The organism is Marinobacter sp. MBR-105 (assembly GCF_053628895.1).
This window is the reverse complement of sequence record NZ_JBRJHG010000020.1, coordinates 12635-37904: the sequence shown is the minus strand read 5'-3', so window position 1 is coordinate 37904 and position 25270 is coordinate 12635. Positions and strand designations below refer to the sequence as shown.

Genomic DNA, 25270 nt, shown 5'->3' with positions numbered 1-25270 from the left:
CCGCTCTATGACATCAGGCCGAGTTCCCGGGCGCGAGCAACCGCTTGCATTCGGTTCTCGGCCTGAAGCTTGCCGTAAATATTGCTCAAATGTGACTTTACCGTCGCCACTGAGATGCCGAGCTGTTTGCTGATGGCCTTGTTACTGAGTCCCTCTGCCAGCAGATCCAACACCCCCTGTTCCCGATCACTTAACGGTTCATCAGGACCAGCGACTTCCGGGGTGCGGGCACAGGTTTCGGCGTCCGGCTCCATCCGGGCCTGCCGGAGAGCCAGTATCCGGCTGGCTTCCACCTCCGACCACCCACGGGTAATACAGGCGTCTAGCAGACTATCCAGCCGGGGATCCGCATCCACAAAGGGGCGCACCAGACCACGGGGCACCCAGAGCGCCAACAGTGCATCAAGCTTTTTCACCGCTCCCTCAGGATCCTGATCTCCGAAGGCCTGAACCATCAGACTGACCAGATCAAGACGACACACCAGCTGAAGCAAACCCGCCTCTTCCGCCTCTGTTCGCAGGGCTGCCAGTTCCCGGGCCACCGGCGACGCCGCCAGCAACTGACCGATCAGTTTCAACAAGGTTTCGTTCAGGGTACAAAAGCGGTTACCTACAACCGGTTCCGGATCGCTCTGGGCCCATAGAATCAAAGGGAAGCCGTTACCCTCCGTCCATCGCGCCAACGCCTCCAGTACCTCCGGGCGTGGAATGTTATGGTGCCAGCGCAACTGGCCCATAACCTGGTGCAACTGCTCAATCCGGGTGAGTTCCTGCTGCCAGAGTTCGGAGTCTCGCAAAACCATGCCCAGGCGAAACCGCTCAAACGCCAGGTAAAGCTGATCCAGCGGCGTCAGATGCTGGTCGGCAATCAGACCGGCCTCGCCTAGCCGTTTTGTCGCGTATTCAAGATCGTGATGCTCCAGCGCCAACAAGCCCTCCAGGTAGGCCAGCAGGCAAACCTGTTCCTTACTCCGGGGACCGTGGGCAAGCTTCAGCCGAGTCTGTTCATAGCAGCGGCGGGCATCGCCAATGCGACCGCCCTGCACCAGAACCGGAACCAGCATGACCAGACAGCGCAGGGCACAGGGGTTATCGCCACTATCCAGGGCCCCTGCCAGCGCATCGGTCAACAAGGTGCGCGCCGGCCCCAATCGTGCCTCCATAAAGGCTTCAGTACCCAGGGTATACAGCCCCCAGTGTTGCAGGCCGGCTGGAGCGCTGGCCAACCGGGCCTGTATCTGAGTCAGGGACTGCTCGGCCTCTGCACGGTGGCCGGCAAACCGTGCCGAGGGCCAGCCCAACAACATGGAGACAAACTGCAGAGCCTCGGTGTCCGGTGACGGGTCTGTCGACTGCAGAAGCCGGTCGGCCGCGGCCAGATGCTCAAGCACTGCTCCGTACTGACCATCCATGAAGGCAAACAGCGCCTGCAGCAGAAGCAGCGCGGGAGAACACATCCGAACACTGTCCGGGAAGCGCGAAGGCAGTGACCGGTAGCCGCTCAGGTCCTCCGCCTGCAACAGCAACGGTACCAGGGCTTCCGCCTGGTCATAGCAGCCTTCGGCCAGAAAAAGCTCAAGGGCCTCCACAATCAGGCCCCGCTGGCGGAATGCCTCGGCCGCCCTGATTCGTATGGAGCTTTCCCGCTCAGGCTCCCGATCCTGCGCCTGAAGCCAGTCGATCAGCAGATCATGCAGGCGATACCAGTAGTGACCCTCTCCGTAAGTCTGGAACAGCAGATTGCGTTCGCGCATGGCTGCGATCCAGTCCGCGGCATCGCTATCATTCCGGGCTTCATCAGCAACCTCTTGTGAGAAAAGAGGGAGCAGGCTCATATCCTGGAGAAATCCCTGTAGCCCGGGCTCCAGGCCAGCGAACACTTCCTCCAGCAGATAGTCGCTCAGGGCTCTCTGGCCAGGACCGGGTACTTGGCTTAACGGATTTTCCGACAATGCCGAGAGCTGCAACGCTGCTGGCCATCCGCCGGTGCGCTGATGCAACTGCAACATCTGGTCTTCGGAGAGATCAGTCCGGCGGGCCTGGACGAATTTTCGCGTCAACGCCAGATCAAAACGGAGCACCTCCGGCCCCAGCCGAACCATCTGTTGCCGAGCCAGTAACTGCGCGGTGCGAATAGGGGGATCCAGCCTCGAGATACAGACAATGCGCAAAAAACCCGGAGCAAAGTCGATAAAGCGCCGGATCTGCTCCAGTAGTACTTGCTGGTCAAGCAGGTGAAAATCATCCAGCACCAGAACCAGGCGGCTGGGTGCCTGCCAGGTTCGGGAATAATCCGCCAGGCGGTTGATCAGCATGGTCACCGGGTCAACAGCGGCACCCGGTTCCAGCGCGGCTAACAAGGTGCTCTCGCGAATGGCAAATCGTGGGTTCACCCGCGCCAGGGCGCTGGCCACGGCATTCCAGAACAGGGCCGGCGCGTTATCCCTATGGTCCAGCGTCAACCAGGCATGCACCGGTTTTTCCTGTTCCAGCCACTGACTGACCAATGTGGTTTTGCCGAAACCGGCCGGTGCCGACACCAGTACAAACGGCACCTGTTCAATACAATCAAGGGCCTGCAACCGTGAGGGCTCAAGCAACAAGCCTGAAGGCAGCCCGGGACGGGTTAATTTGGTTTCGGCAACCATGGAGCTCACTACCGTTGGCAAATGAGCTTCAGCATAGTCAGTGCCGGTGTTATCAACCAGCCCCGGCACTCCAAACTGGGAGGCCTGTTCAGAAATCCGGGTCATGGCAGTGCGAGCAGACCCGTGCCCTTCATCAGCGTGGCAACCAGTCGGGTACTGCCCAGTTCCCGGGCACAGACAAACCAGGGAGTTTCCCGGCCACGGTAGCGTGATTTGTGGTAGGCCAGAGGTTGGAAGGCGTAAAGGCGATTCCCATAGCGGTACAGGATATTCTGAAGGCGGCGCAGGCCTGGCCGGTCACCCGGACAGTGGCGCACGCCGTGCAAGGGCGCAATGCCCAGCGACAGCTCCGGCACACCTTCCTCACGAAACTGACTGGCCGCCTGAAGAATAATGTGGTCGAGAACGCCGAGCCGGTTCATTTCCGGCGACGCCCGCAGAATATTGGCGCAATAGCCCGCCAGTTCATGGTGACGGTACCAAGGATCAAAGAACACGTATCCGGCCAGCTCGCCCTCCACATAGGCGTAGAACTTGCGCACTCCCCATTCGTCTGCAAACACCGGTGGCCGCGTGAGCAAACCCAGTTCCCGTTCCTTGACCGCCTTGCCCAGGCGCCAGCGCTCCGAGATACCCGCCACCTTGTGCCAGTTCACCTCATCTCCACATTGCTCCCGCACCTCGATTCGACACCGCCTGTCCAGATTGCGGGCATGGCGCAGCTGCTTCATCCCCTTGCCACGAAGCGAGAACCTGGTCAGATCAACCGAGAACTCCGTACCCATCACCGTGGCATCGTAACCAAGCTCGCCCAACGGCCCCAGGAGCGACTGATCGACGCCGACATACAGTGAGGGGCCGGGCACACTCTGCTCGAACGCCTGCAGTAGCCGGCCCATACTCTGTGCTCCCGCCAGGGGTCTTGTGGGCACCACGTTTACCCGCTGCCCCAACACCTTTACCGGAACATACGGTACCAGCCCGAGACCGGGGCTGAGAAAGTGCCGGCAATCCGGCTGCAAGGCAAAATAGCTGCTGGACTGGCTCCCGTGCAGACGGATCAGGTGCTCGGCGGTGCGTTCATGGCAACGCCCGGGGTCCGGCACACTCGAGTTGATATTCCGGTCATCGGCAGCCGGGGCCACCGCCGCAGACAGATGAGAGGCAGGCATGGGTCATTCCCTTTGTTGTTCTGATACCGCTTTCCTGTGTTCAGAACAAAATGCTAAAGGCCGTGCCTCGGCCGGCCATCGGTCAAAGGGTTGAGTGCCTGGCGCCCCACCGGAACTGGGTCACAATTCCGAGCCCTGCATCACCACAACGCCCCGTCGCCACAAACGCCATTCACCCGGCTTGTAAATATCCCAGGTTTCGTCGCTGGTGAGGGGTTCGGTCACGATGACGCTGACAATGTCGTTGGGTGTGGTTTCCGATTCAAAATCGACGGTAACGTCGGCATCTTTCAGGCGGGCGGGGCCAAACGGCGCCCGTCGGGTAATACTGGCCATCTTGGTGGTGCAAAAGGTAAACAGCCAGTCGCCGTTGCTTAGCAGCAGGTTGAATACCCCCTGGCGGGCGTAGTTCCGGGACAGCTGAACCAGCCGTTCCACCACCTGCTCGGTGGCAGTGTCTCGATCGCAATGACTGCGCAGGTGGTTCAGGATATCGCAGAACAGGGCTTCGCTGTCGGTGCTGCCAACGGCCTCGTAGAAGCCGGGCGCCGCGGAAAACTCCGAAAGCTGACCATTATGGGCGAAGACCCAGTAGCGGCCCCAGAGCTCGCGGATAAACGGGTGGGTGTTGGCCAGGCAGATATCACCCACATTGGCCTGACGAATGTGGCAGATGGCCACTTCACTCTTGATGGGGTGGGTTTGCACCACTTCGGCAATGCGCGAGGAGGCACTGGCGTCGGCATCGTGAAAACAGCGTACCCCTTTACCTTCGTAGAAAGCGACGCCCCAGCCATCCTTGTGTGGGCCAGTGTCACCGCCACGACGGGTCAGACCGGTAAAGCTGAAACAGAGATCGGTCGGGGTGTTGGCGCTCATGGCCAGCAGTTCACACATGGTTGGCGGTATCCTCGGCCTTGCTTCCGGGTGTATTCGCTAGGATACCCGAATCAACCGAGACCTCCAGCCATCGAACCGACGGATTTCGGAGGCTGTCCGGCACCGGCGGGCGCCACACGGTTCCGGCCTGCCCGCTTGCCGCTGTAGAGACAGCGATCTGCCACACAGAACAGCGTTTCCGCCTCCCTGCCATGCTCCGGCCACTGGGCAATACCAAAGGAGGCGGTCACGCGGATACCCGCTTCGCCGTATTTCAGCTCCCGCCGGGCAATGCGCTCCCGCAACTCATCCATCAGTTCAAAGGCATCCCCAGGCTTTGCATCCCTCAGAATCAGGCCAAATTCCTCGCCGCCCAGCCGGCCAACAAAGTCGGTCGTGCGCAGACGCTCGGTCAGGCACTGCCCGATGCTCCTCAATACGTAGTCACCGGCATCGTGGCCGAGGGTATCGTTGACCAGTTTGAAGTGGTCGATGTCCATAATCACCAGAGCAAAATCGGTTCCGCTGCGCTCACACTCGGCAATAGTGCGGGCCAGTGTTGACTGGAAATTGGAGCGATTGGCCAGGCCGGTCAGGGCATCGGTCTGTGCCATGTCGAACAACCGTTGCTCAGCCTCTTCCCGACGCACCTCGTACATGTGCATGAACACCTGCATCAGGGCACCGCACAGAACCATGTTGAGCAGATCGATCATCCGGTGGGCAGAACCCACATCACCGAGGAAGAAGTAGTAAACCACCCCGCCCACCAGCATAAAGGGCACACTCAGGATCATGCCCTCGTGCTTGCCGAGCAGAAGGTAGGCCAGAACCGGCATCATCAGAACCCAGACAAAAGCCGCAATGGAGGCCTCTGGCAACAGCAAGATGACGATGAAAAACGAAAACAGCGACACCAGATAGGCGTAGATCCACTGTTGCAGGTGAGCCGTGGTTTTCAGACAAAAAACGCCGTAGAACAGCAGCCCACTGGCCAACAGCTCGACCAGCGCCACCCATGGATAACCGTTGAAAAATTGCAGACAGGAAAAAACGACCAGCGCAGAGCCAGTCACCAGAAACAACAGCCTGGTAAGCGAGCGACGGTGGTTATCCCGGAGTCCAGAGCGGCTTTGTTCCAATGCCGTCCCCAGATCCGGATGCTTTGACGTATTCATGCTGACTCTTCCCTGGATCAACCAGAGAGTATAGTCGGTCTCCGCTGGCTGTAAAACAACCAGCCAACGGAGATCAGGTTACCGCGAGCCCTCAGATATACAGGTTCTTGCGGGAGAACCGCTCCACCAACGGTTGATAGGCCGAGCCCAGCAACCGATTGATGGCGTCAATGCCCCAGGCATCCGGCCCCACCAGAATACGGGATTCGTTTTTGAGGATGCCTTTGACAATAATTTCAGCCGCCTTGTCCGGAGTGGTCATGGCCAGCTTGTCGAAGCCCTTGCGCTGGGCCTCGGCGTTTTCGGATTTGCCCATGCGCGCGGCATTGGCAATGTTGGTGCGGATGCCACCAGGGTGCACACAGCTGACCTGAACCGGCTGATTCTCCAGTTTCATTTCCTGGCGCAGGGACTCGGTAAACCCACGCACCGCAAACTTGGCAGCATTGTAGGCGCTTTGCTTGGGCACTCCGATCAGGCCAAACACACTGGAGATGTTCACCACATGACCATCGCCGGATTCAATCAGGTACGGCAGAAACGCCCGGGTACCGTGGGCAACGCCCCAGAAATCAATGTCCATCACCCACTTGAAATCGGCGTCGGTCATTTCCCGCACCGTGGCAGAGAGGGCCACACCGGCGTTGTTGATAATCAGGTTAACCTGACCAAATTCCTTGCGGACCTGCGCGGCGTGGGCGTAGATAGCGTCCCGGTCGGAGACATCCAGGCGGTAGGTTTTTACCTCGGCGCCGCCCAGGCTGGCTGCGGTTTCCGCCAGCCCCGCCTCGTTAACATCGGAAAGAGCCAGCCGACAGCCCCGGGCCGCGAGGGATTTGGCCAGGGATCGGCCGATACCAGAGCCAGCACCGGTGACGACAGCCACCTTGTTGTTCAGATCTTTCATGGCGGGAACCTCTTGTTGTGGTCTTTCAGTAAAGCAGCGCTTTCGTTATTCGCCACTTTAGAGAGCCACCAGAGGCAAACCTATGGCACTGGACCCCTGGCGAGCCCGGCACCAGAGCCAGTCCTCCAATCAACCCAGCAGGTTATCCAGGGGCTGGTCATACCCGGGTGCAAACACCTCCAGGAAGTACTGCACTTCCGGCAGGCCGTCCGCTTCCAGGCGTGCCCGGATCTGCTGCTCCGCGGGGCCGAACTCCGGATTGCCGGCACGCAGTTCGGCACGACATTTCAGCCAGGCCGAGAGACGGTCCGCCGCCTTGATCAGTTCCTTTTCTTCCGGCCCCAGTCGGGATTCCCGCACATAGGGCGAAAAATCCTCCCGCAGGTCTTCCGGCAACAGCGCCAGCAATTCAGCTTCGGCCTTGTGTTCGATGTCGCCGAACGCCTCCCGCATCACCCGGGAATGGTATTTCACCGGGGTGGGCATATCCCCGGTGATCACTTCGGTGGCATCATGATAGAGAGCCGCTGCAGCGACACGGTCTGCATTCACCGTTCCGGCAAAATGCCGGTTGCGAATAAGCGCCAGGGCGTGGGCAACGGTAGCCACCTCCCAGGAATGGGTGGCCACGTTTTCATCAATAGCATTGCGCATCAGGCCCCAGCGTTTGATCCAGCGCAGGCGCGACACATAGGCAAAGAAATGGCTGGCCTTTCGGCCCGGGCTGTCGGTCATGGCTGCGGAACTCCGTGTATTCCGATTCAACGAACGTCCAGGGTAAACCGGACCATCACGTTGCCCTGTTCATCTACCGGCGCATCGCGAGCCGGATCCAGCAGGAACAACTGGCTGTCCGACACCTCATGCGTCGCCGTCAGCACCTGACGAACCGTTACCCCTCGCTCCGAGGCCAGACTTCCAAGCGCTTCCGGCGGCAGGCTGCGCTCACCATCGCGCCAGGCCTGCTGCGCCTGCTCCCAGGCTTCGCCGGTAACGGCCTCACCGCGGGCCTGCATCTGCGCCTTCAGCAATGCCAGGGCATCGGCCTCAGGGGCAACAGCACCACGGATGTTGAGCAGAAGCTCCGGGCGCTCCCTTAGCGCCTGGGCCAGCGCGGACAGTTTCTCGGCCTCGTTATCCGCCAGTTGTACACTACCGGGAACAAAGCTGACCTGGCCCAGCTCTTCGCTGCTGAAGCCTGCCATTTCCGCCAGCGAGCCCAGCATACTGAACGGTGAGGCGGCCGCTTTCACCAACAGGTTCACGAACGCCCGCATGACAATCTGGCCAACGCTGAATTCGGGGTCTGACATGTCGCCCTGAATGGGCAAATTCACCTCGATAACACCGTCACGATCTGTGAGCAGAGCCAGACCCAGCTTGACCGGGGCGTTAATGGCCTGTTCGCTGGCCACCGCAGAGCCCAGTTGCATCCGGTCCAGGATCACTTCGTTGGACGCCTCAAGCCGGGTACCGGTTATCTGGTAATCCAGCGCCAGTTCCAGTTTGCCGCTGTCCACCGAATACCCCAGATAGCGACCGAAATAGGGCGACAGTACCGGCAACGCCATGTCTTTCATGGTGAGTTTCAGGTTGCTGGGCTCTTCGGTGCCCAGAGCGCCCAGGGTTCCGTCAAAACGAACCGGTGCCACCCCGGCCAGCTGGCCGCTGATCGCCACCCGCCCCTGTTGCGGAGGGACATTGCTGATGCCGGTCACCGATCCCGTAAGTTCCTGGAACCCGGTACTGAAGGGCGGCTCCAGCGTGCGGTCGGTGTAGGCCATGGAACCTTGCTCCACGACCAGTTCGCCAATGCGGAAAATAAAGCCTGGCTCCGAAGCTTCCGACGACGCCGTTGGGCTGGTTTCTGCCTCGGAGGCCCCGCCATCCTGAATAATCTGCTGCAGATTGTGCAGTCCGTCGGCGGCCCGGATGACGTTAACCGCCGGGCTGTTCAGGGTCACGGTGCCGATTTCCAGCCGGGCGGGATTAAGGTTGAACTCCACCGGGGCCAGGCGCAGCAACTCCCAGGACACCAGCTCCCCGCCATTGCCCGGTAGCCGCGTGGCCAACCCGGCAATTTCAGCCGTGCCACTGAAGGTGCCGGTCAGGGGTTCATCCTGGCCATCCAGGTCCAGATTGCCATCGAAACCCAGGCGGCCATCCACCAGCTCCAGGTTTGCGGCATCAGCAACATAGGGCTGGATAACGGGCAACAGGATGTCGCTGCCGGACAAGGCGCCCTCAAAGGTAAACGGCGCTGGAGTCAGCTGGCCCATGGCGGTCACCCGGCCACCGGAGCCGAGTTCTGCGGAAATATCGTAGGAAACCGGTTCATCCAGGCGGTGGGAGAGACCACCCATGGTAATGGCCAGATTATTGACGGCAATCTCGGCGTCTGTTTCCGGCACCTGATCCCGCCAGCGAACCTGACCGCCGGACAACTCGACACCCTGGACCGACCAGCGGAATGGCTCGCCCGAATCAGACGCCGGCTCCGAGGTTTCGGATTGATCGGTTCCGGCCGTTGCCAGAGACGACTGCCAATCCACCTCCCCCTTGGCATTGCGGGTGGCGGCCAGCGACGGTTGCTGGATCGACACCATGCCAACGGTTGCCTCCCGGGCCGTCAGGTCGAAGCCAATGCCCTGAATGGCAACGGCTTCCGTAGCCAGGGCTGGCTGCTCATCGGAGGGCGAAAGCGCCAGTGCCAGTTGCTTGATAGTGAGGTTGCCATCGGAGGTGATCAGTTCAAAGCGATCGCCACCGGCCAGTTCATAACGGGATTCCAGGGTCACGGTACCATCGCGCAGCTGCCACGGCAGATAGGGCGCCAGGAAGTGGGCGAGGGTATCGTGACGAAGCCCTGAAAGCCGGAGCCGGCCTGCGGAGTACAGCGGGGTAACGCTCAGATCCCCCTCCCATTCAATCACCTGCTCACCCAGAGCAGCCATCACGGAATACTGACTGTCGCTGCCATCCCGGGGCCAGGTGGCCAGATCGTTCAGGGTAAGATCCAGCGGCGCAACCCGAAACTCGGCAGGGTCGCCACCCTGGGAGAAGTCACGGAACAGCAGCTCACCACCATCGATGGTCACCTGCTGGAAATACAACCTGGGCGGATGACTCGACTCAGCGGTTTCAGGCCGGGTCGTGTCCTCTTTCTCGGGATTGGCACTGCGCCAGTCCCGGGCAAAATTGATGTCATGGTCCTGCAGCAAATCCAGGCGAACGTCCGGCTCCACCAGACGGATTTCCTCAAACCCGATGATACCGCGGAGCAAGCTGAGGAAACTGAGATTCACCCGCAGGTGATCAAACGACGTCACCGGCTCCCCAGTCGTATCCTTTGCAGAAAAGGCGTCTGCTTCCAGGCTGAAGGCAAACGGATTGAACCGCACGTTCTCCACCTCAGCCTGCCAGCCCATGCGCTGGTCCATCTGTTCCGGCAACGACCGCTCCAGCCACCAGGGCAGAACCAGGAAGCCGGCCAGGGCATACAGCCCCAACAACACGCCCAATGCGATCAGCAGGTTCCTGACCAGATGGCTCTTCCGGCGACTCACTACCCGCTGGCTTGCTACCTGGCTGTTCTCTGCCTCTTTCTCTGCCACAAGACTCTCCCTTTATCTACCCACGGCGCCGCGGCCGGCCATGATGCAAGCATAGCGCCCGTGTGCGGTGTTTGTCAGCGAATTCACCCGACCAGACACGAAACCTGACAGCGACCACCGAACCCGATATGCTCCGCTGACGTATGACTCCCTGTGTTGATCAACGGAGACGAGCAGTATGGATATCGGCGATATGCGTCGGGATTTCGAAAGCGAAGGGCTGGATCGGGAACACCTGAACGAGGATCCGGTACAGCAGTTCCAGACCTGGTTCGAGGATGCCAGAACGGCGGGCATTCTGGAGCCCAATGCCATGTCACTGGCCACCACCGGTGCCGACGGCATGCCCGATCTCAGAACCGTGCTACTGAAGTATTTCGACAGCCAGGGTTTTGTGTTCTACACCAACTACGGCAGCCGCAAGGCTCAGGAGCTGCAGGAGAATCCCCGGGCGGCACTGCTGTTCCCGTGGATCGGCCTGAACCGGCAGGTGCGTATTCAGGGTGCGGTCGAAAAGGTCAGCAAGGCGGAATCCCTGCGCTACTTTTCGTCCCGGCCCCGGGGCAGCCAGATTGGCGCCTGGGTTTCGGAGCAGAGCCAGGTCATTACGTCCCGAGGCCTGCTGGAGCAAAAAGTCGCGGAGATGAAGCGCAAATTCAGTTCCGGAGAAATTCCGCTCCCCAGTTTCTGGGGTGGGTACCGGGTGGTTCCGGAGCGAATCGAATTCTGGCAGGGAAGGCCGAGCAGGCTTCACGATCGATTTGAGTACGTGAGAGAAGGCGATGGCTGGACAATCCAACGACTGCAACCCTGACCGGCCGGCGATCTGGCTGTGCCACCAGATCAACCGGAACCTGTCCCAGGCCCCAGCCTGGATGACCGCCGATGAAGGCAAAGCCCTCGCGCGTCTGGAAGGGCCCAGACGCCAGGAGTATCTGACCAGTCGATGGCTGATTCGTCAGGCCCTGGCCCGCGCCAGTGGGGAGGCTCCAACAAGCTGTCACCCGATACCGGGACGCCCCGTTGCCTCCGCCAGCCCGCAGGGTTGGCACCTGTCCCTTAGCCACAGCCAGGGGCTGACTGCCTGTGCCACCGGCCGGAGCGCCCTGGGGATTGATCTTGAACCGAGCCAGCGCCGGGCAGACTGGGCCAGAGTGACAACACGCTGGTTCACCGCCGTTGAACAGGAGTGGTTGCTAAGGGCGGACGATCCTTTCAGTTTCCTCAAGGTCTGGACTCTGAAAGAGGCCTGGCTCAAAGCGACCGGACGGGGCATCGCCGGCAACCTGCAAACTCTGGAAGTGCGCAAGAATTTCGAGCTGTACGGGGATCAGCCAGACCGACACTGGCAGGCCAGTTGTCTGTATGCCGAGGGCTTTCTGGTCACCCTGGTTTATCCCTGCGATGGCAGCCCGGATAACACCAGTCTCTGGCCGGAGATCACCTTGCTGGAACCACCGCCGGATGACTACAATCTGGAGCCGGCTCCCAGCCTCGACCTTACCTGGGAGCCACTGTTTCACCGGCTGATCAGAGCCCGACCCTAGCGAGGCCACCATGCCCCAGACCACCGGCCGTTGCCCCTGGTGCGGCACCGATCCACTGTACGTGCACTACCACGATACTGTCTGGGGGCGCCCCGAATACGACGATCAGGCGCTGTTCGAGAAACTCTGCCTGGACGGACAGCAAGCCGGTCTAAGCTGGATTACCATCCTTCGCAAGCAGGAAAGCTATCGTCAGGCCTACGCCGGATTTGATCCGGAGCAGATCGTCCGCTTTGATGATGAAGATATCGACCGCCTGCTGGCAGACCCCGGAATCATCCGGAATCGCCTGAAAGTCCATTCCATTATCCGCAATGCCCGAGGCTTCCTGGCTCTGCGGGATCAGGGCATCTCGTTCTCGGAGTTTCTCTGGCAATTCGTCGACGGCCGGCCGATCCAGAATCGGTGGCAGGCACTGGCCGAGGTCCCCGTCACCACCCCGGAATCTGAAGCCATGTCCAAGGCCCTGAAGAAAGCGGGCTTTAATTTTGTGGGCCCCACCATTGTCTACGCCTTCATGCAGGCCACCGGCATGGTCAATGATCATCTGGTGACCTGCCATGCCCACGCCGAGTGCCAACAACTGGCACAATGATCTTACCGGGCCGGTTGGTCGTAAGTTCCCCAGACACGCCATTTCGGGAGCTTTACGGTGCGCATTACCCTCGACGAACTCAAAAACCTGGAACAACCGGTGATCGACCTTCTGGAGATCCTCTCCCTGGAGGGGCAGCAATACATGGCACGGCTACACGGCCCGGAAGGCATGAAGGTGCTGTCCGATCATAAGGGGCAGACCCGGCTGTTCCGAAGTGCCTGGCAGATTCAGGACACGCTTTCTGGCTACACCATCCGGGAAACCCAGGTGGTGCATCCCTCGGCGTACCACGAAATGGTTGGTATGGCGCCGGCAGACATCGAACCCATGCGGATACAGGTACAGAGGCAGAAGTCGTGATCTCAGTTGCTCGCCTGGCCGTTCTGGTCGGCATTGCCGGCCTGATTCCATTCATTCTTGGCACCGCTGGCCTGTTCCTGATGCCAGCCAACAGCGTTGCCATTCTGGCGTGGTTCTATATTTACAGCGCCGGTATTCTCGCTTTTATGGGCGGAATCTACTGGACCATTGCCATGCAGCTGGAAAACCGCTCCTACCCGCAATCGCCCCTGGTGACCATGCTGCTGAGCCAGTTGTTCTTCGTTGCCGCCGGTATCGGGCTATTACTGCAGACGCCACAGAAAATCCCGCTCTACATCGTCGCGTTCCTGTTGCTGTATCTGGTGGACGCCCGCTGGATGCGTACCTACTGGCCGGCCTGGTATCTGAAGATGCGATTGGTGCTGACCACCGTGGTACTGGCCTGCCAGCTAACGGTCGCTGCCTGGTTTTTCCTGCTGCACGGTGCCTGATTCAGGCACCGTCAGGATCTGTTCCAAACAGCGCCTGCAGTTTTCTCAGGGCCCCTTTCTCGATCTGTCGCACACGCTCCCGGCTCAGGCCCATCTGCTCCGAGATGGTTTGCAGAGTCTCGGGTTCAATCAAGCCAAGCCCGTAACGCCGGGTCAGGATATCCCGCTCCCGGTCCGACAGTTCCCCCATCATGCGCTCCAGCCGAATCATCCGGTCCCGCGCCCGAAACGGCTGATCCGGGCGGGTATCGGCACCCGCATCGAGACTGTCGGCCAGGGTCACCGATCCGTCTTCAACCAGCGGAACATCGGTCGACACTTCCCTGGACGCCAGGGCTCTCAGTTCGCCAATCCTGGAGGGTGTGGCCTCCATTTCCCGAGCCAGCTCGGACTGGGTAGGCTCCCGGCCAAGGGAGTGATGCAAGCGCATGGACACCTTCTGCAACTGGCGGATCTCCTCCACCACATTCTCCGGCGTATGCACCACACGCACACCCCGCTGCAGGCAGCGGCGCACTTCTTCACTGATCCACCAGTAGGCATAGGTGGAGAACCGGAAGCCCTTGCCCGGGTCGTAGCGCTCCACAGCCTTGATCAGACCAACATTGGCATCCTGAATCAGATCCGACATGGGAATACCATGGTGGCCGTAGCGCCGGGCAATGTGCACCGCCAGTCTCAGGTTGCTCTGGATCAGGCGGTGACGGCAGGCCATGGCAAGGTGATAGGCCCGGCGACAGCGGGCCGAAAAGGCGCAGGCATCGCCCAGGCTACCCACCACATCCCGCAGGGTTTGTGGTGTATCCTCGGGTAATGCCAGTTCGGTATGAATCACCTTTAGCGACCGGATCAGCTTTCTGGCCAGACGCCGTTCATCGGTTTCGCTAAGGAGGTCATGCCGGGACGCATCCCTGAAATACAACCCGACCAGGGAATCCCTTTCACCATCGTTGGGCAGCGTCGGAAGCGGTCCCGGCCGGCTCTGTATCTGCATGGCTCGGTACCGGTTTGATATTTACAGGGAATACGCAGATCAGGCAGGCATGGATTCCCCTGCAAACAGCGGGAAACCGAAATACGGAAAGGCAGATATGACAGTGAGAGGAAGGGATCGGTCACGCCCGGCCATGAAACCTCACAGGTTGTGAGACGGCCGACCGGGCGCCCGATCTGGAGGCAAGACTCCTCCATTACCCACAGACGAAGCGACCGGTTCCGCCTGTGGGTAATTCCTAGCCGGCGGTGGTTGATGCCGCCACGATGGCATATTCGTGGTTATGGGGTTCAATCAGCGCCCCGTGCAGGGCCACAATCGCCTGGTCGTATTTGTCTTCATCAACCACGAACTGGATATCCACCTGGCGCATGCACTGGTGGATCGCCAGCACGCTGATGTCATTATCAGCCAGTGATTTTACCGAACGGGCAAGAATGCCCGGCACCTTCATATCACTGCCAATGGCAGACACCAGGGCCACTTTGCGGGTACTGATTTCGGCATTGGGGAACTCTTCCTCCAGTGCCTTGACCACCCGCTTCACGTGCTTGAGCGTGGTATCCACGTAGTGGGTAATGGTATTGGCATTGGTGTCCTTGGACATGAACCGCACTTTAAAACGGCTCAGTACATCCAGGATACGGCGGTCGGAACCCGGCTCGCCCTGCATGTCCTGGTCGAACACCTCAATGGCAAATACGCCTTTGGCACCTGCCACGATCTCCACCTGGGGTTTTTCACTGACGTAGTCGCCAGTGATCAGCGTACCAGTGTGCTCCGGCTCGAAGGTGTTCATCACCCGCAGCGGAATCTCGTTCTGGCGCAGACCTTTACCCGCACGGGGGTGAATCGCTTCCATCCCCAGGTTGGCCAACTGGTCGGCGACGTCGTAGTTGGTACGCCCTAACGGAACCACCTTGTCTTCGCCAACAATGTTCGGATCGGCAGAGCTCAGATGGTATTCCTTATGGATGATCGCTTCCCGGGCGTTGGTGATCACCGCCGTGCGGCTGAACGTCATCTCACTGTAGCCCCGGTCGAAGGTACGCATCAGACCTTCCTTGCACTGGGCATAACCGGTCACGATTGGCAGTTCCCGGCTCAGGTCGATGGCATCGAAGGCCTGCTTGAGCTTTTCATCCAGCGGCAGCAATTCACTGTCGCGCCAGCCGGTCAAATCGACAAAGCGGGCGTTAATACCTTCCTGCTGCAGCTTCAGGGCGGTATTGAAAGCACTGTGGGCCTCGCCAATCCCCGCCAGCATCTCCCGCACGGTAAGCAGATGCTCTTCAAGCTGGAACTGGCCATAGGAACACAGGCGCTGCAGGTCGATCAGGCAGCCCCGGACCCCCTCAATGCGATCAGTAATGAACTGGTCCGCCTGCTGCTTGAGCATCGGATCGGCAAACAGCTCACCGTTGATGTCCGTCAGCAGTTGAATCAGCTTGGTAAGGTCGTCGCCCCAGGCCCAGTCGGATTCGGCATCGGCAAACAGGGCATAGACCCCCGGCTCGCCGGTTTTCTTGTGCTCCAGCAGTTCATTGGTCACGCCACCGTAGGCAGAGACCACAAAAATCCGCTGGTAGAGGTCGCTCTTCTTGCGCTTACCAATAATGATATTGTCGCGCACGGCCTCATAGTTACTCATGGAAGTACCGCCGATTTTCTCGACGGTATGTTGTGCCGTTGTCATGTCGTTGCCTTTGCTATCCTGCGGAATGTAAGTGTGGGATGGCGGGCGTCTTACGACGCCTCGCTAACACCTTCCTGCATGATCTCATCGACACTCTCGGCCAGGATTTTCACACCCAGGCGCAGATCGTCTTCGCTGGTGGTCAGCGGCATCAGGCACTTGATCACCTCATCGTTCGGACCACTGGTCTCGATGATCAGGCCGTGCTCAAAGGCACGCTTGGTGATCGGGCCGGTCAGATCTGCATGCTTGGCCTCGATACCGCGCATCAAGCCCCGGCCTTTCATCTTGAACTCACCCGGGTACTTGTCGCAGATGGCCTGCAGGGCATCACCCAGCACCTTGGTCTTGGCCTTCACTTCGTTGGCAAAGGTGTCGTCCTTCCAGTAGGTTTCAATGGCGGCACGGGCAGTGACAAACGCCATGTTGTTACCACGGAAGGTACCGTTGTGCTCACCGGATTCCCACACGTCCAGTTCCGGCTTGAACAGTACCAGTGCCATCGGCAGACCATAGCCGCTCAGGGACTTGGACACGGTCACAATGTCCGGCTTGATGCCGGCGAACTCAAAGCTGAAGAACTCGCCGGTACGGCCGTTGCCCGCCTGGATATCATCCACAATCAGCAGAATATCGTGCTTCTGGCACAGCTCGGACAGACCTTTGAGCCACTCGGCACGGGCGGCGTTCAGGCCACCTTCGCCCTGCACGGCTTCAACAATGACGGCAGCCGGCAGCTCAACGCCGGAAGAGCTGTCTGACAGCACCTTGTCCATGATAGCCAGGGTATCAACGTCTTCGCCCAGGTAGCCGTCGTAGAACATGAAGTCGACATGCCCCAGGGGAATACCTACGCCACCACGGTGATGCTCGTTACCAGTGGCTGCTACCGCACCGGTAGTGACACCGTGAAAACCGTTGGTGAAGGAAATGATGTTGGTACGGCCTTTCACCTTACGGGCCAGCTTCATGGCCGCTTCCACACAGTTGGTACCGGTGGGACCGGTGAACTGCATCTTGTAGTCCAGACCACGGGGATCGAGGATGTGCTTTTTGTACGATTCCATGAAGTCGTGCTTGGCGGTGGTGAACAGGTCCAGGCCCTGGCTCACGCCGTCCGCTTCAATGTACTCAAGCAGCGCTTTCTTCAGGATGTCGTTATTGTGGCCGTAGTTCAGGGAACCGGCACCGGCCAGAAAGTCCAGGTATTCCTTGCCATCTTCGGTGTACAGATGCGCGTTCTTGGCGCGGTTGAAAATCACCGGAAAAGCACGGGAATAAACGCGAACTTCAGATTCAGTAGACTTGAAAATTTCCATTGTCTTGCCTCTTAGCATGTCAGGTTCGAGGTAAATGCGCGGGAGCCTGTCGGTAAAACGTGTCGGTCGCAACAGACCCGCCGAGCGTTGCTTTAAGCCGCATGGCAGGCCCACCCCGGGCGGCCTGCCGGCTACTACAATCTCGTCAGTGGTTCACGCCTGAAGGCGTTAACACAGGCTCTCAGACAGGGTTCGTGAAAGGCCCGATGCGCAGCAGGAATTCGGAATCGTGCTTGCCGCCAAAATGGGTCTCTTTCTCGAAATGCTCGTGGTAGGTGAGCTCGGCTCCCAGATCACGGGCGAAAGAGCGGAACAGCGCCCAGGAGGCCTCGTTGTCTTCGGTAATCGTGGTTTCCAGGTGCGTGACATTGCTGCACGCGTCCCGGCCAACGATTTCCTTCAGCATCCGCTTGGCGAGGCCCTGTCCACGACCTTTCTCGTGAACCGCCACCTGCCAGACAAACACGGTCTCGGGCTGTTGGGGAGGGATGTATCCGGAGATAAAGCCGACCAGATCGCCTTCCTTCTCCGCGGCCACGCCGGTCTCGGCAAAGTGGCTGCACTGCAACAGGTTGCAGTAAATCGAGTTGGGGTCCAGCGGTGGGCATTCCGCAACCAGCTGGTGAAGCCTGTAGCCATCATCCTTTGTCGGTTTACGCAGGGTGATGGCGGTGGTATTCGATCCTTCTGATGTCATAACGTGATCAATTCGCTGCCAAAAGTTAGTGTTGAATTATATAGACCACAAAATATATTTCAAGTCGACCCCGGCCAGCCACTCAACACGGCCCGAGCCTGATAGTTTCAGAATAGACCGGATTGAAGCATTTGCCAGTGACAAATTGGTTACCGGAAAGAGGGAAAAATAATGCCCTCCGGCACAAGATGGGTGCCGTCAGTCAGGCGTCTTCGATAGGACACAGCGGCAGGAGACCCTTCGGGCCAAAGCCTGTCAAACTGAGCCAGCCAGGCATCGATATCGTAAGCGACCGGCATCAGGGAAACATGCAGACCGGGCCGCGCAATTGCCGCCAACGGCTCCATAAAAGGGCTTGTAAAGCCAATGCGGGTAACGAGCCCCCGGGAGTCGGCACGCAGATTACCCATGCCGGCCGCACCGTTATTGGCCACGATCCGTTGTTTTTCATCCACTTTACCGGACCAGATCACCGGCAGACAGGTATGGGCGCAAGCGATCAGGTCGGCACCGGTGGCACGAAACCAGTACGCCAGCTTTTCCTCGCCGCCCGAGGCAATAGATTCGTGAGCCAGCCCCCACCCGGCCAGAGACTCCGGATCACCATGCACGACCAAAACCTTTAGGCCTCCAAATATCATGCAACGGTATCGTGGCAATAATGAGAGTTTCTTTTGAATATCGGGGTGTCGGTCCGCCACCACCTGCAGCCGCCCCATCATCTGATTGGACCGCTCCACCACTCCCTGATCCACATACTCCGGGTACGCGCAGCCACAGCCGGCGCCGGCGTTGGGAATCGAGAGCTCATAATCCACGTTGCCGAGAATCGCTGTGTGGTCCAGGATCCGGCTGTTGATCTCCCGGAACAAAGTGTCGTCAGCGTTAAACCAGTTGAAATCGCCATTGAAGACCAGCTTCACCCGGTGGCCGTGGCGCTCCTCTGCGCGCACCATGGCCTCGATTTCATCAAGGGCGAAGGCATTGCCGTAAAGACCACCGACGATGTACAGCACATCCTCAGAAACCTGCGCCGGCTCTCTGCAAAGAGACTCTGGCGTGTAGCGGTATGCCAGCGGGCAGCTGCGCCCTTCTGTATCAGCCATGATCTGGCCCCTCCGTTCTGGTCAGGCACCTTCGGCGGCCACCGACTTTCCAGCCAGACGCTTTAACAGCAAGGGCAGGAAGAAACACACCGTACAGATCAGGAAACCGTAAGCATTCACGCCCAGCAACATCGCATAGGCACCGTCACCAATCGCCCAGCTTGATGGGATGAGGCCCACCGCCAACAGAACACCAAGACCAAGCCCGGTCCAGAAGCTGAGATGGAAGCTCCAGGGCGACCACTGGGTAAAACCATAGAACAGGAAAACCGGCGCCAGCCCCATGACCATAGTGCCCGAGATGGTCGTCGCCTTGAGGATGTCAGTACCGGCGAACATGGGCAGGTTACCCAGGAAGGCAAAAATCACCATCACCACGGCCCCCACTCTCATGCTCGGCAGCTTGTCCGACGCACGCCGCGCCAGGCGAGGCAGATCCACCGCAAGGGACTTGGCCAGTGAGGTAAAGGTGGAATCGAGAGTGGAACCGGCCGAGGTCATCATCACCACGCTCATGAAGAACAACGCCGCCAGCCCCAGGGACTGGCCCACTGCTGCGGGCGCGTTCCCCATGGCCTCAATGCCGTTAAGCCGGGCGTGAACGCCCACCAGACTGAAAATAAACACCGCCACAAAGCCCAACAATCCGGCGACCACAAAGCTCTTGAGCATGGTCTTTTCCTTGTTCACAAAGCCCCGGTCAGTCAGCACCGGATCGTGGAATGGATAACTGAAAAGTTGCAACAGAGCCACCAACAGCAAGTCGAAACCAGCATTGAGCCGGAACTCACCATTAGTCAACAGGGCGCTGGTGTCGTTGGCAGGGATGATCAGGAACAATACCGCCCCCACAAAGAACACAAACACGAAGGCCTGAATCACATCGGTGAAGATCGAGGACCGGAGACCGCCCTTCAGACTGTAAGCCAGGGTAAACACCGTAAACAGCATCGCCGCCGCGTAATACTCCCACTCGCCGGGCAATCCGAAGTAACCGCCCACCACTGCGGTGTTACTCCAGACCTCGTTATAGAGCCGGATAAGAACCGCCGCGGCAAACGCCAGACTGGCCAGCCGCCCGAAACGCGAGGTCAGAAAATCCTGCAGACTCCGGGCCCCGGTCTGGGTCCGGATCAGGTAAATCACATAGCCTGCCACCGGGATGGACAGCCAGTAACTGGCATAAGCCAGACCGCCCACCACACCATAAGCCGCCCCCAGATTCGCCGCATTAGTCACCGACTTGGCAAAGATCCAGCTGATAAAAATACTCGCCGTCAGCGACCACTGACCCACCGGGTTGCCCTGATCATCGGCGCCCTTATAAAAAGAGTTTGCGTTCTTGCTCTTGGGCGACAGCGCATACATAACCACGCCGTAGACCAGCAGGAATCCCCAGAACAGGGATGCTTCGGTAAAATTCATTGTCGTGTTCCTGGTTTACGGTTTAACGAATCTACACAGGCGCCGAACAACTCGCCCCAAAGCGGTAGCACGAGAAACACCGGTGATGCCGCAACATGATCCGCTCGTCCATACTCTCCGCCAGCGTACCGCCGAGGTCATACTGCGGATCATCGTCCACCAGCGTGCAGGCATACACCCGCACCTGTTCGCCCCTCTTCACCAGCATCCGCGTATAGGTGCACATAAAGTGCGACCGGGATTCCTTCGTCGGATACTTCTCCATGCAGGTCTCGGTGATCTCCGGACTGCCATCTTCCGAACCAGGCGTGCCCAGGTCCGGAAACGCGGTGAACGCGAGGTTCTCCGGAATGCCCCATTCCCGGAAGATCCCACGGAACGCGGCTTCGACATCAGCCGGAATTTCCTTCGGATCGGTCTGGCGGGCAATGGATACCTTGAAACCCTGTTCGATCAACCAACGGATGCCCTGCAAGGCCTCATCAAAGCTGCCCTCGCCGCGGTCCTTGTCATGCCGGGCGCGGTCGGGAAAATCCAGGCTCACCCGGAAGTGGATCGGATAGGGATTATCCAATAAGGGCAGCACCTGGTGCTGGCGCTTGTGCAGCGGCTCAGTGGCGTTGGTGAGCACAAAGCAGGGGCGGTACTGGCTCGCGTAGTCCAGGATATTGACGAAATCCCGGATCACGAAGGGCTCACCACCGGTGAAGGAAAACTGCTCCACGCCCATGTCAATGGCTTCGTGGATAAACGGTTTCACGTCAATGAGCTTCATGCCCGGGATGCGGCCATCACCGGGATGGGAACCCTCCAGGCAAAACGGGCAGGCCAGGTTGCAGGCGGTACCGGTGTGTATCCACAGCTCTTTTAGCCTGTCGGCATCGATGTATCCCCGGGGATCACCGTTGCGGGTGTGGGTCCAGCTATCACGGGCCCGGGGTTCCAGAACTTCCACGGCCGGAATGCGTTTAGCGCGGGCCGGTCGGGTTTTGGTCAGGGGCATAGTGGCTCCTTGGTGTATTCGTCTTTTTCCCACGGCGCCAGCCATGGAGCTTCTCCAGCAGCTTCAGAATGCCTTCAGGGGCATGAGAGCGCTTCCATTCACCGGCCGCGTACTTGGCCGACTCGTTCCAGGTCGGGTAGGGGTGAATGGTGCCCAGGATCTTGTTCAGGCCCAGACCGTGTTTCATGGCCAGGGTGAACTCGGCCAGGATTTCCCCGGCGTGCGTGCCCACCACCATAGCGCCAAGAATCTTGTCTTTGCCCGGCGGAGTCAGCACCTTGATAAAGCCATGGTCCTCGCTTTCGGCAATCGCCCGGTCCAGGTCATCCAGGCCGTAACGAGTAACCTCGTAGGCCACGCCCTTTGCCTTTGCCTCAGCCTCACTCAACCCAACTCTGGCCACTTCCGGCGAGGTGAACGTAACCCAGGGCATTACCCGGTAATCCACCTTGAAGCGCTTGAACTGCCCGAACAGACCGTTGACGGCCGCGTACCAGGCCTGGTGGGCCGCAGCGTGAGTAAACTGGTACGGGCCGGCCACATCGCCGCAGGCGAACACGTTCGGATAACTCAGACTCATGTCCTCTTCCACCGGTACGGTGCCATTGGGCAAAGTGTCGACGCCAATCCTTTCCAGGTTCAGACCGGAGGTATTCGCCGCACGACCCACAGCCACCAGAACCTGATCAAAGGGAATGCGAACCCTCTGACCCTCGTAATCGCAGTACGCAACCTTCTCTCCTTCCTCTATACGGAACTCAGCCGCTGAATGTTTCAGCCGGACATCAATTCCGTCGGCTTCAAACTGTTTGAGCACCAGTTCAGAGACATCAGCATCTTCTTTGGCCAGTAGGCGCTCCCCCCGCTCCACCTGAGTGACCTGAGTGCCAAGGCGGGCAAACGCGTGCGCCAGCTCTGAGCCAATGGGACCACCACCCAACACCAGCAGGCGTTGCGGCTGCTCCTGCAATTCCCACAGGTTATCGGAGGTCAGTGGCTGCATGTCTTTCAGTCCGGGGATCGGCGGTACCGCCGGTTTGCCACCGGTGGCCACGATGATGCTGCGAGCTGTCAGGCGCTCGGTACTACCATCATTATGTTTGACCTCCAGTTCCCAGGGCGACACAAAACTCGCCTCACCAGAGATGCAGTCCACACCCAGCTTGCGATAGCGCTCTGGAGAGTCGTGGGGCTCCACTTTTGCGATAACGTCCTTCACCCGGTTCATTATGTTTTTGAACGAGCCTTTTACGGGCACGGACTCCAGACCGTAACGATTGGCGTGGCGCAGGGTATCGGCAGCCTTGGCGCTGCGTATCAGGGCCTTGGAGGGCACGCAGCCGGTATTCAGGCAGTCGCCACCCATCTTGTGTTTTTCAATCAGGGCCACCTTGGCTTTCACCGCCGCAGCAATATAGGCCGAGACCAGACCTGCAGATCCACCGCCGATGACCAGCAGGTTGTAGTCGAAATGCGCGGGTTTCTGCCAGCCGGCATACACTTTGCGGCGGCGGATAAAGCCCACCACAAACTTGGCAATCAAGGGAAAGAGACCCAACAATGCAAAGGAAAGCAGCAGGTCAACCGAGACAATGTCACCGGTGGACTCGATCTGACCCAATTGAGTGCCTGCGTTTACGTACACAAAAGTGCCAGGCAACATGGCAACCCAGCTCACCACGGCATAGGTGCGCAGCTTCATGGCGGTCAGGCCCATGGCCAGGTTGATCAGGAAGAAGGGGAACACCGGCACCAGGCGCAGGGTGGCCAGGTAAAACGCCCCGTCTTTTTCAATTCCTCGGTCCATTTTCACCACGGTTTCCCCGTAGCGCTTGCGTAGCGTGTCCCGCATCAAGAACCGGGCCACCAGGAAGGCCAGGGAGGCACCGATGGTTGAAGCAATGGAGACGGCAGCCAGGCCATAAAGATTTCCGAAGAAAGCGCCGCCCGCCAGGGTCATGATCGTAGCCCCGGGCAGGGACAGGGCTGTTACCGCCACATAGATCAATGCATAGCCCGTTACGGCTAGCACCAGGTTCTGATCAATCCACTGTTCGATTGCACCCTGGTGGGACTGGAGATTTTCCAGGGTAAGCAGTTTGTGCCCGTCGAAACCCAGGAAGATCCCTACGAGAGCGGCGATGATAAGAAGAAGTAATAACTTGCTGCGATTCATATCCATGCCTGTCTGTGGTGTATAGACCATACGCTGTTATAGCAAAGACACGATCACACGCTGGATGTTACACCGCTTATAAATAATTATTTTTGAGCACTCGCTAAAAAATAGTCGAGATTTGACTAATTCCGCAACAATATGCGCCACCAAACAAGCACCTTTCTTTCAATCAGATACACTTTCCACATTGTTTGATGAGATTTCCAAGCGTCCGCTGGCCTGGAGCAAGGCCAACTGAGCACAGACGACTTCTTCAGCGCACAGAAAACGAGGGAATCCGATGGCCAATGATGCAATACGCGCCATGAACTCTGACATGGTAGCCGCCCTCGCCGGCGGCTGGGTTGCTGATGCCGCCAGTCTTGGCCTGCACTGGCTTTACGACAGTGATCGCATCCACGACGTTGGCGGAGAATACCCGGAATTCCTCCCGCCCAAAGCGGATTATTTCGAAGGCGGTTTCGGATACTTTGCTCATGGCGGAAAAAAGGTCGGTGACATCAGCCATTATGGCGCCGCGACCGGGGTTCTTACCGACAGCCTTTTGGCTAACCAGGGTCACCTGAACATTCGTGACTACCAGCGACGTTTCCGGGCCTTTTTTGGCCCCGGCGGGACATGGCAGGGCTATATCGACAACCCCACACGGGTAACGCTGCATAACCTCAACTCGATCGAGCAGAGCGCGATTGAACGGGCCCAGGCCTCAACGGCTGCCAGTCTCACGGATCAGCAGAAGCGCCTACTCGTGCAGAAAGTGTTGCCCTACACGAGCCGTCTGAGTGGCGATCAACTGGCTGGCCCGGTGCGCAAAGCCATTAATCTGACCTATCACGAGACAGACATTCAGGAGGCCGGCGTCCACCTCGCGCAAACGATCGACCAGCACCTGCTACCGGAAAGCGGCGCTAATGACATGCAACTACCGGCTGTGTCCAAACTGCCTCCGCTCGTGGCCTGTTATCTCGGTAGTGATGACCTTCTGACAACAACCGAAGCGGCAGTACGGGTAACCAACCACAACGACGAAGCCGTAGCCTGGGCGAAGTGCGCAGCAAGACTCCTGGAGAGTCTTTATCTGGGCAAATCTATGTCAGAGTCTTTGGACGCTGCCACGGCCGAAGCGCCGGAACCCTGCAGCCTCAACAAAGCGCGAGCTGATGAACAGCTTGATCCTGTCGGTGCCGCTGAGTCGTTCGGGCGCACCTGTTACTTGAAGGAGGCCATGCCGGTCATTTTTCATATCCTCAACCATGCCACGAGTTACGCCGAAGCTGTTCGTGCCAACATCCAGTGCGGTGGAGACTCCTGCGGCCGCGCCTGGATCATTGGCCCGGCCATGGCTGCAATTCATGGCGTTGGCGGAGAATACGGCATCCCTCTGAGCTGGCTGGCCCGGGTTAAGGGCGCAGCGGCCATTTACAGGGATGTTGAGTTGTTGGTTGGTATGAGGGCCGAATCTAACCAGTAAACCTGACTTACCCTGGCAGTTCAGT

21 protein-coding genes are annotated in these 25270 nt (G+C 59.1%); 6 read left to right on the top strand and 15 right to left on the bottom strand.

All coding sequences use genetic code 11. From position 1 onward, the window contains the following. Positions 1–5 precede the first annotated feature (5 nt). From ACSSVV_RS18650 to ACSSVV_RS18620, 7 genes are all read right to left on the bottom strand, one after another. Entirely contained in the window at positions 6–2753 is a 2748-nt protein-coding gene (locus tag ACSSVV_RS18650; RefSeq protein ID WP_454106727.1) for a LuxR C-terminal-related transcriptional regulator, read from the bottom strand. Continuing rightward, positions 2750–3820, bottom strand: a complete 1071-nt coding sequence (locus ACSSVV_RS18645; protein WP_454106726.1) for a DUF2156 domain-containing protein — start codon at positions 3818–3820, stop codon at positions 2750–2752. Before ACSSVV_RS18645 ends, ACSSVV_RS18650 begins: the two co-directional genes overlap by 4 nt. Before the next feature lie 120 nt (positions 3821–3940). After that, on the bottom strand, positions 3941–4717 hold the full coding sequence (locus ACSSVV_RS18640) for a class II glutamine amidotransferase (protein ID WP_011783740.1): 777 nt from the start codon (positions 4715–4717) through the stop codon (positions 3941–3943). A 53-nt stretch (positions 4718–4770) separates the two neighbouring features. Further along, a complete protein-coding gene (locus ACSSVV_RS18635) occupies positions 4771–5877 on the bottom strand; it encodes a GGDEF domain-containing protein (protein WP_023011989.1) in 1107 nt (368 codons plus the stop codon). Positions 5878–5968: 91 nt separating this feature from the next. Beyond that, a complete protein-coding gene (locus tag ACSSVV_RS18630; RefSeq protein WP_014420137.1) occupies positions 5969–6784 on the bottom strand; it encodes an SDR family NAD(P)-dependent oxidoreductase in 816 nt (271 codons plus the stop codon). Between the two features lie 129 nt (positions 6785–6913). Next, positions 6914–7519, bottom strand: coding sequence for a 5'-deoxynucleotidase (gene yfbR, locus ACSSVV_RS18625; RefSeq protein ID WP_011783737.1), 606 nt, complete (start codon positions 7517–7519; stop codon positions 6914–6916). Between the two features lie 26 nt (positions 7520–7545). Next, positions 7546–10398: a DUF748 domain-containing protein gene (locus tag ACSSVV_RS18620; protein ID WP_454106725.1), complete on the bottom strand. Its 2853-nt coding sequence runs from the start codon at positions 10396–10398 to the stop codon at positions 7546–7548. 178 nt (positions 10399–10576) lie between these two features. Between ACSSVV_RS18620 and pdxH the strand changes: the two genes are divergently transcribed. The 5 genes from pdxH to ACSSVV_RS18595 are packed head-to-tail and all read left to right on the top strand — an operon-like array spanning position 10577 to position 13355. Beyond that, on the top strand, positions 10577–11212 hold the full coding sequence (pdxH, locus tag ACSSVV_RS18615) for a pyridoxamine 5'-phosphate oxidase (RefSeq protein WP_011783735.1): 636 nt from the start codon (positions 10577–10579) through the stop codon (positions 11210–11212). After that, on the top strand, positions 11181–11945 hold the full coding sequence (locus tag ACSSVV_RS18610; RefSeq protein ID WP_454106724.1) for a 4'-phosphopantetheinyl transferase family protein: 765 nt from the start codon (positions 11181–11183) through the stop codon (positions 11943–11945). Before pdxH ends, ACSSVV_RS18610 begins: the two co-directional genes overlap by 32 nt. Before the next feature lie 10 nt (positions 11946–11955). Continuing rightward, positions 11956–12540, top strand: coding sequence for a DNA-3-methyladenine glycosylase I (locus ACSSVV_RS18605; RefSeq protein ID WP_022992292.1), 585 nt, complete (start codon positions 11956–11958; stop codon positions 12538–12540). A gap of 57 nt (positions 12541–12597) precedes the next feature. Beyond that, a complete protein-coding gene (locus ACSSVV_RS18600) occupies positions 12598–12903 on the top strand; it encodes a DUF6482 family protein (RefSeq protein ID WP_022992293.1) in 306 nt (101 codons plus the stop codon). Further along, on the top strand, positions 12900–13355 hold the full coding sequence (locus tag ACSSVV_RS18595) for a DUF3429 domain-containing protein (protein WP_022992294.1): 456 nt from the start codon (positions 12900–12902) through the stop codon (positions 13353–13355). Before ACSSVV_RS18600 ends, ACSSVV_RS18595 begins: the two co-directional genes overlap by 4 nt. A 1-nt stretch (position 13356) precedes the next feature. On the opposite strand, the gene ACSSVV_RS18590 is transcribed toward ACSSVV_RS18595, so the two are convergent. The 8 genes from ACSSVV_RS18590 to ACSSVV_RS18555 all read right to left on the bottom strand — a co-directional run bounded on the left by ACSSVV_RS18590 (position 13357) and on the right by ACSSVV_RS18555 (position 23771). Further along, positions 13357–14349, bottom strand: coding sequence for a sigma-70 family RNA polymerase sigma factor (locus tag ACSSVV_RS18590; RefSeq protein WP_022992295.1), 993 nt, complete (start codon positions 14347–14349; stop codon positions 13357–13359). 238 nt (positions 14350–14587) lie between these two features. Then, entirely contained in the window at positions 14588–16045 is a 1458-nt protein-coding gene (locus ACSSVV_RS18585) for an aspartate kinase (protein WP_011783729.1), read from the bottom strand. 50 nt (positions 16046–16095) lie between these two features. Beyond that, positions 16096–17364, bottom strand: coding sequence for a diaminobutyrate--2-oxoglutarate transaminase (gene ectB / locus ACSSVV_RS18580; RefSeq protein WP_014420132.1), 1269 nt, complete (start codon positions 17362–17364; stop codon positions 16096–16098). A 181-nt stretch (positions 17365–17545) separates the two neighbouring features. After that, complete coding sequence (ectA, locus tag ACSSVV_RS18575) at positions 17546–18061, bottom strand: diaminobutyrate acetyltransferase (RefSeq protein WP_011783727.1); 516 nt, start codon at positions 18059–18061, stop codon at positions 17546–17548. Positions 18062–18210: 149 nt separating this feature from the next. Further along, positions 18211–19167 (bottom strand): metallophosphoesterase family protein, encoded by a 957-nt coding sequence (locus tag ACSSVV_RS18570; protein WP_023011980.1) that lies wholly within the window; start codon positions 19165–19167, stop codon positions 18211–18213. A gap of 21 nt (positions 19168–19188) precedes the next feature. Then, positions 19189–20592, bottom strand: a complete 1404-nt coding sequence (locus ACSSVV_RS18565; RefSeq protein WP_023007839.1) for a sodium:solute symporter family transporter — start codon at positions 20590–20592, stop codon at positions 19189–19191. 31 nt (positions 20593–20623) lie between these two features. Next, on the bottom strand, positions 20624–21595 hold the full coding sequence (locus tag ACSSVV_RS18560; protein ID WP_023011979.1) for a radical SAM protein: 972 nt from the start codon (positions 21593–21595) through the stop codon (positions 20624–20626). Next, positions 21561–23771 (bottom strand): FAD-dependent oxidoreductase, encoded by a 2211-nt coding sequence (locus ACSSVV_RS18555; RefSeq protein ID WP_023011978.1) that lies wholly within the window; start codon positions 23769–23771, stop codon positions 21561–21563. Before ACSSVV_RS18555 ends, ACSSVV_RS18560 begins: the two co-directional genes overlap by 35 nt. 283 nt (positions 23772–24054) lie before the next feature. On the opposite strand from ACSSVV_RS18555, the gene ACSSVV_RS18550 reads away from it, so the two are divergent. Continuing rightward, on the top strand, positions 24055–25245 hold the full coding sequence (locus ACSSVV_RS18550; RefSeq protein WP_011783724.1) for an ADP-ribosylglycohydrolase family protein: 1191 nt from the start codon (positions 24055–24057) through the stop codon (positions 25243–25245). Positions 25246–25270: the final 25 nt, after the last annotated feature.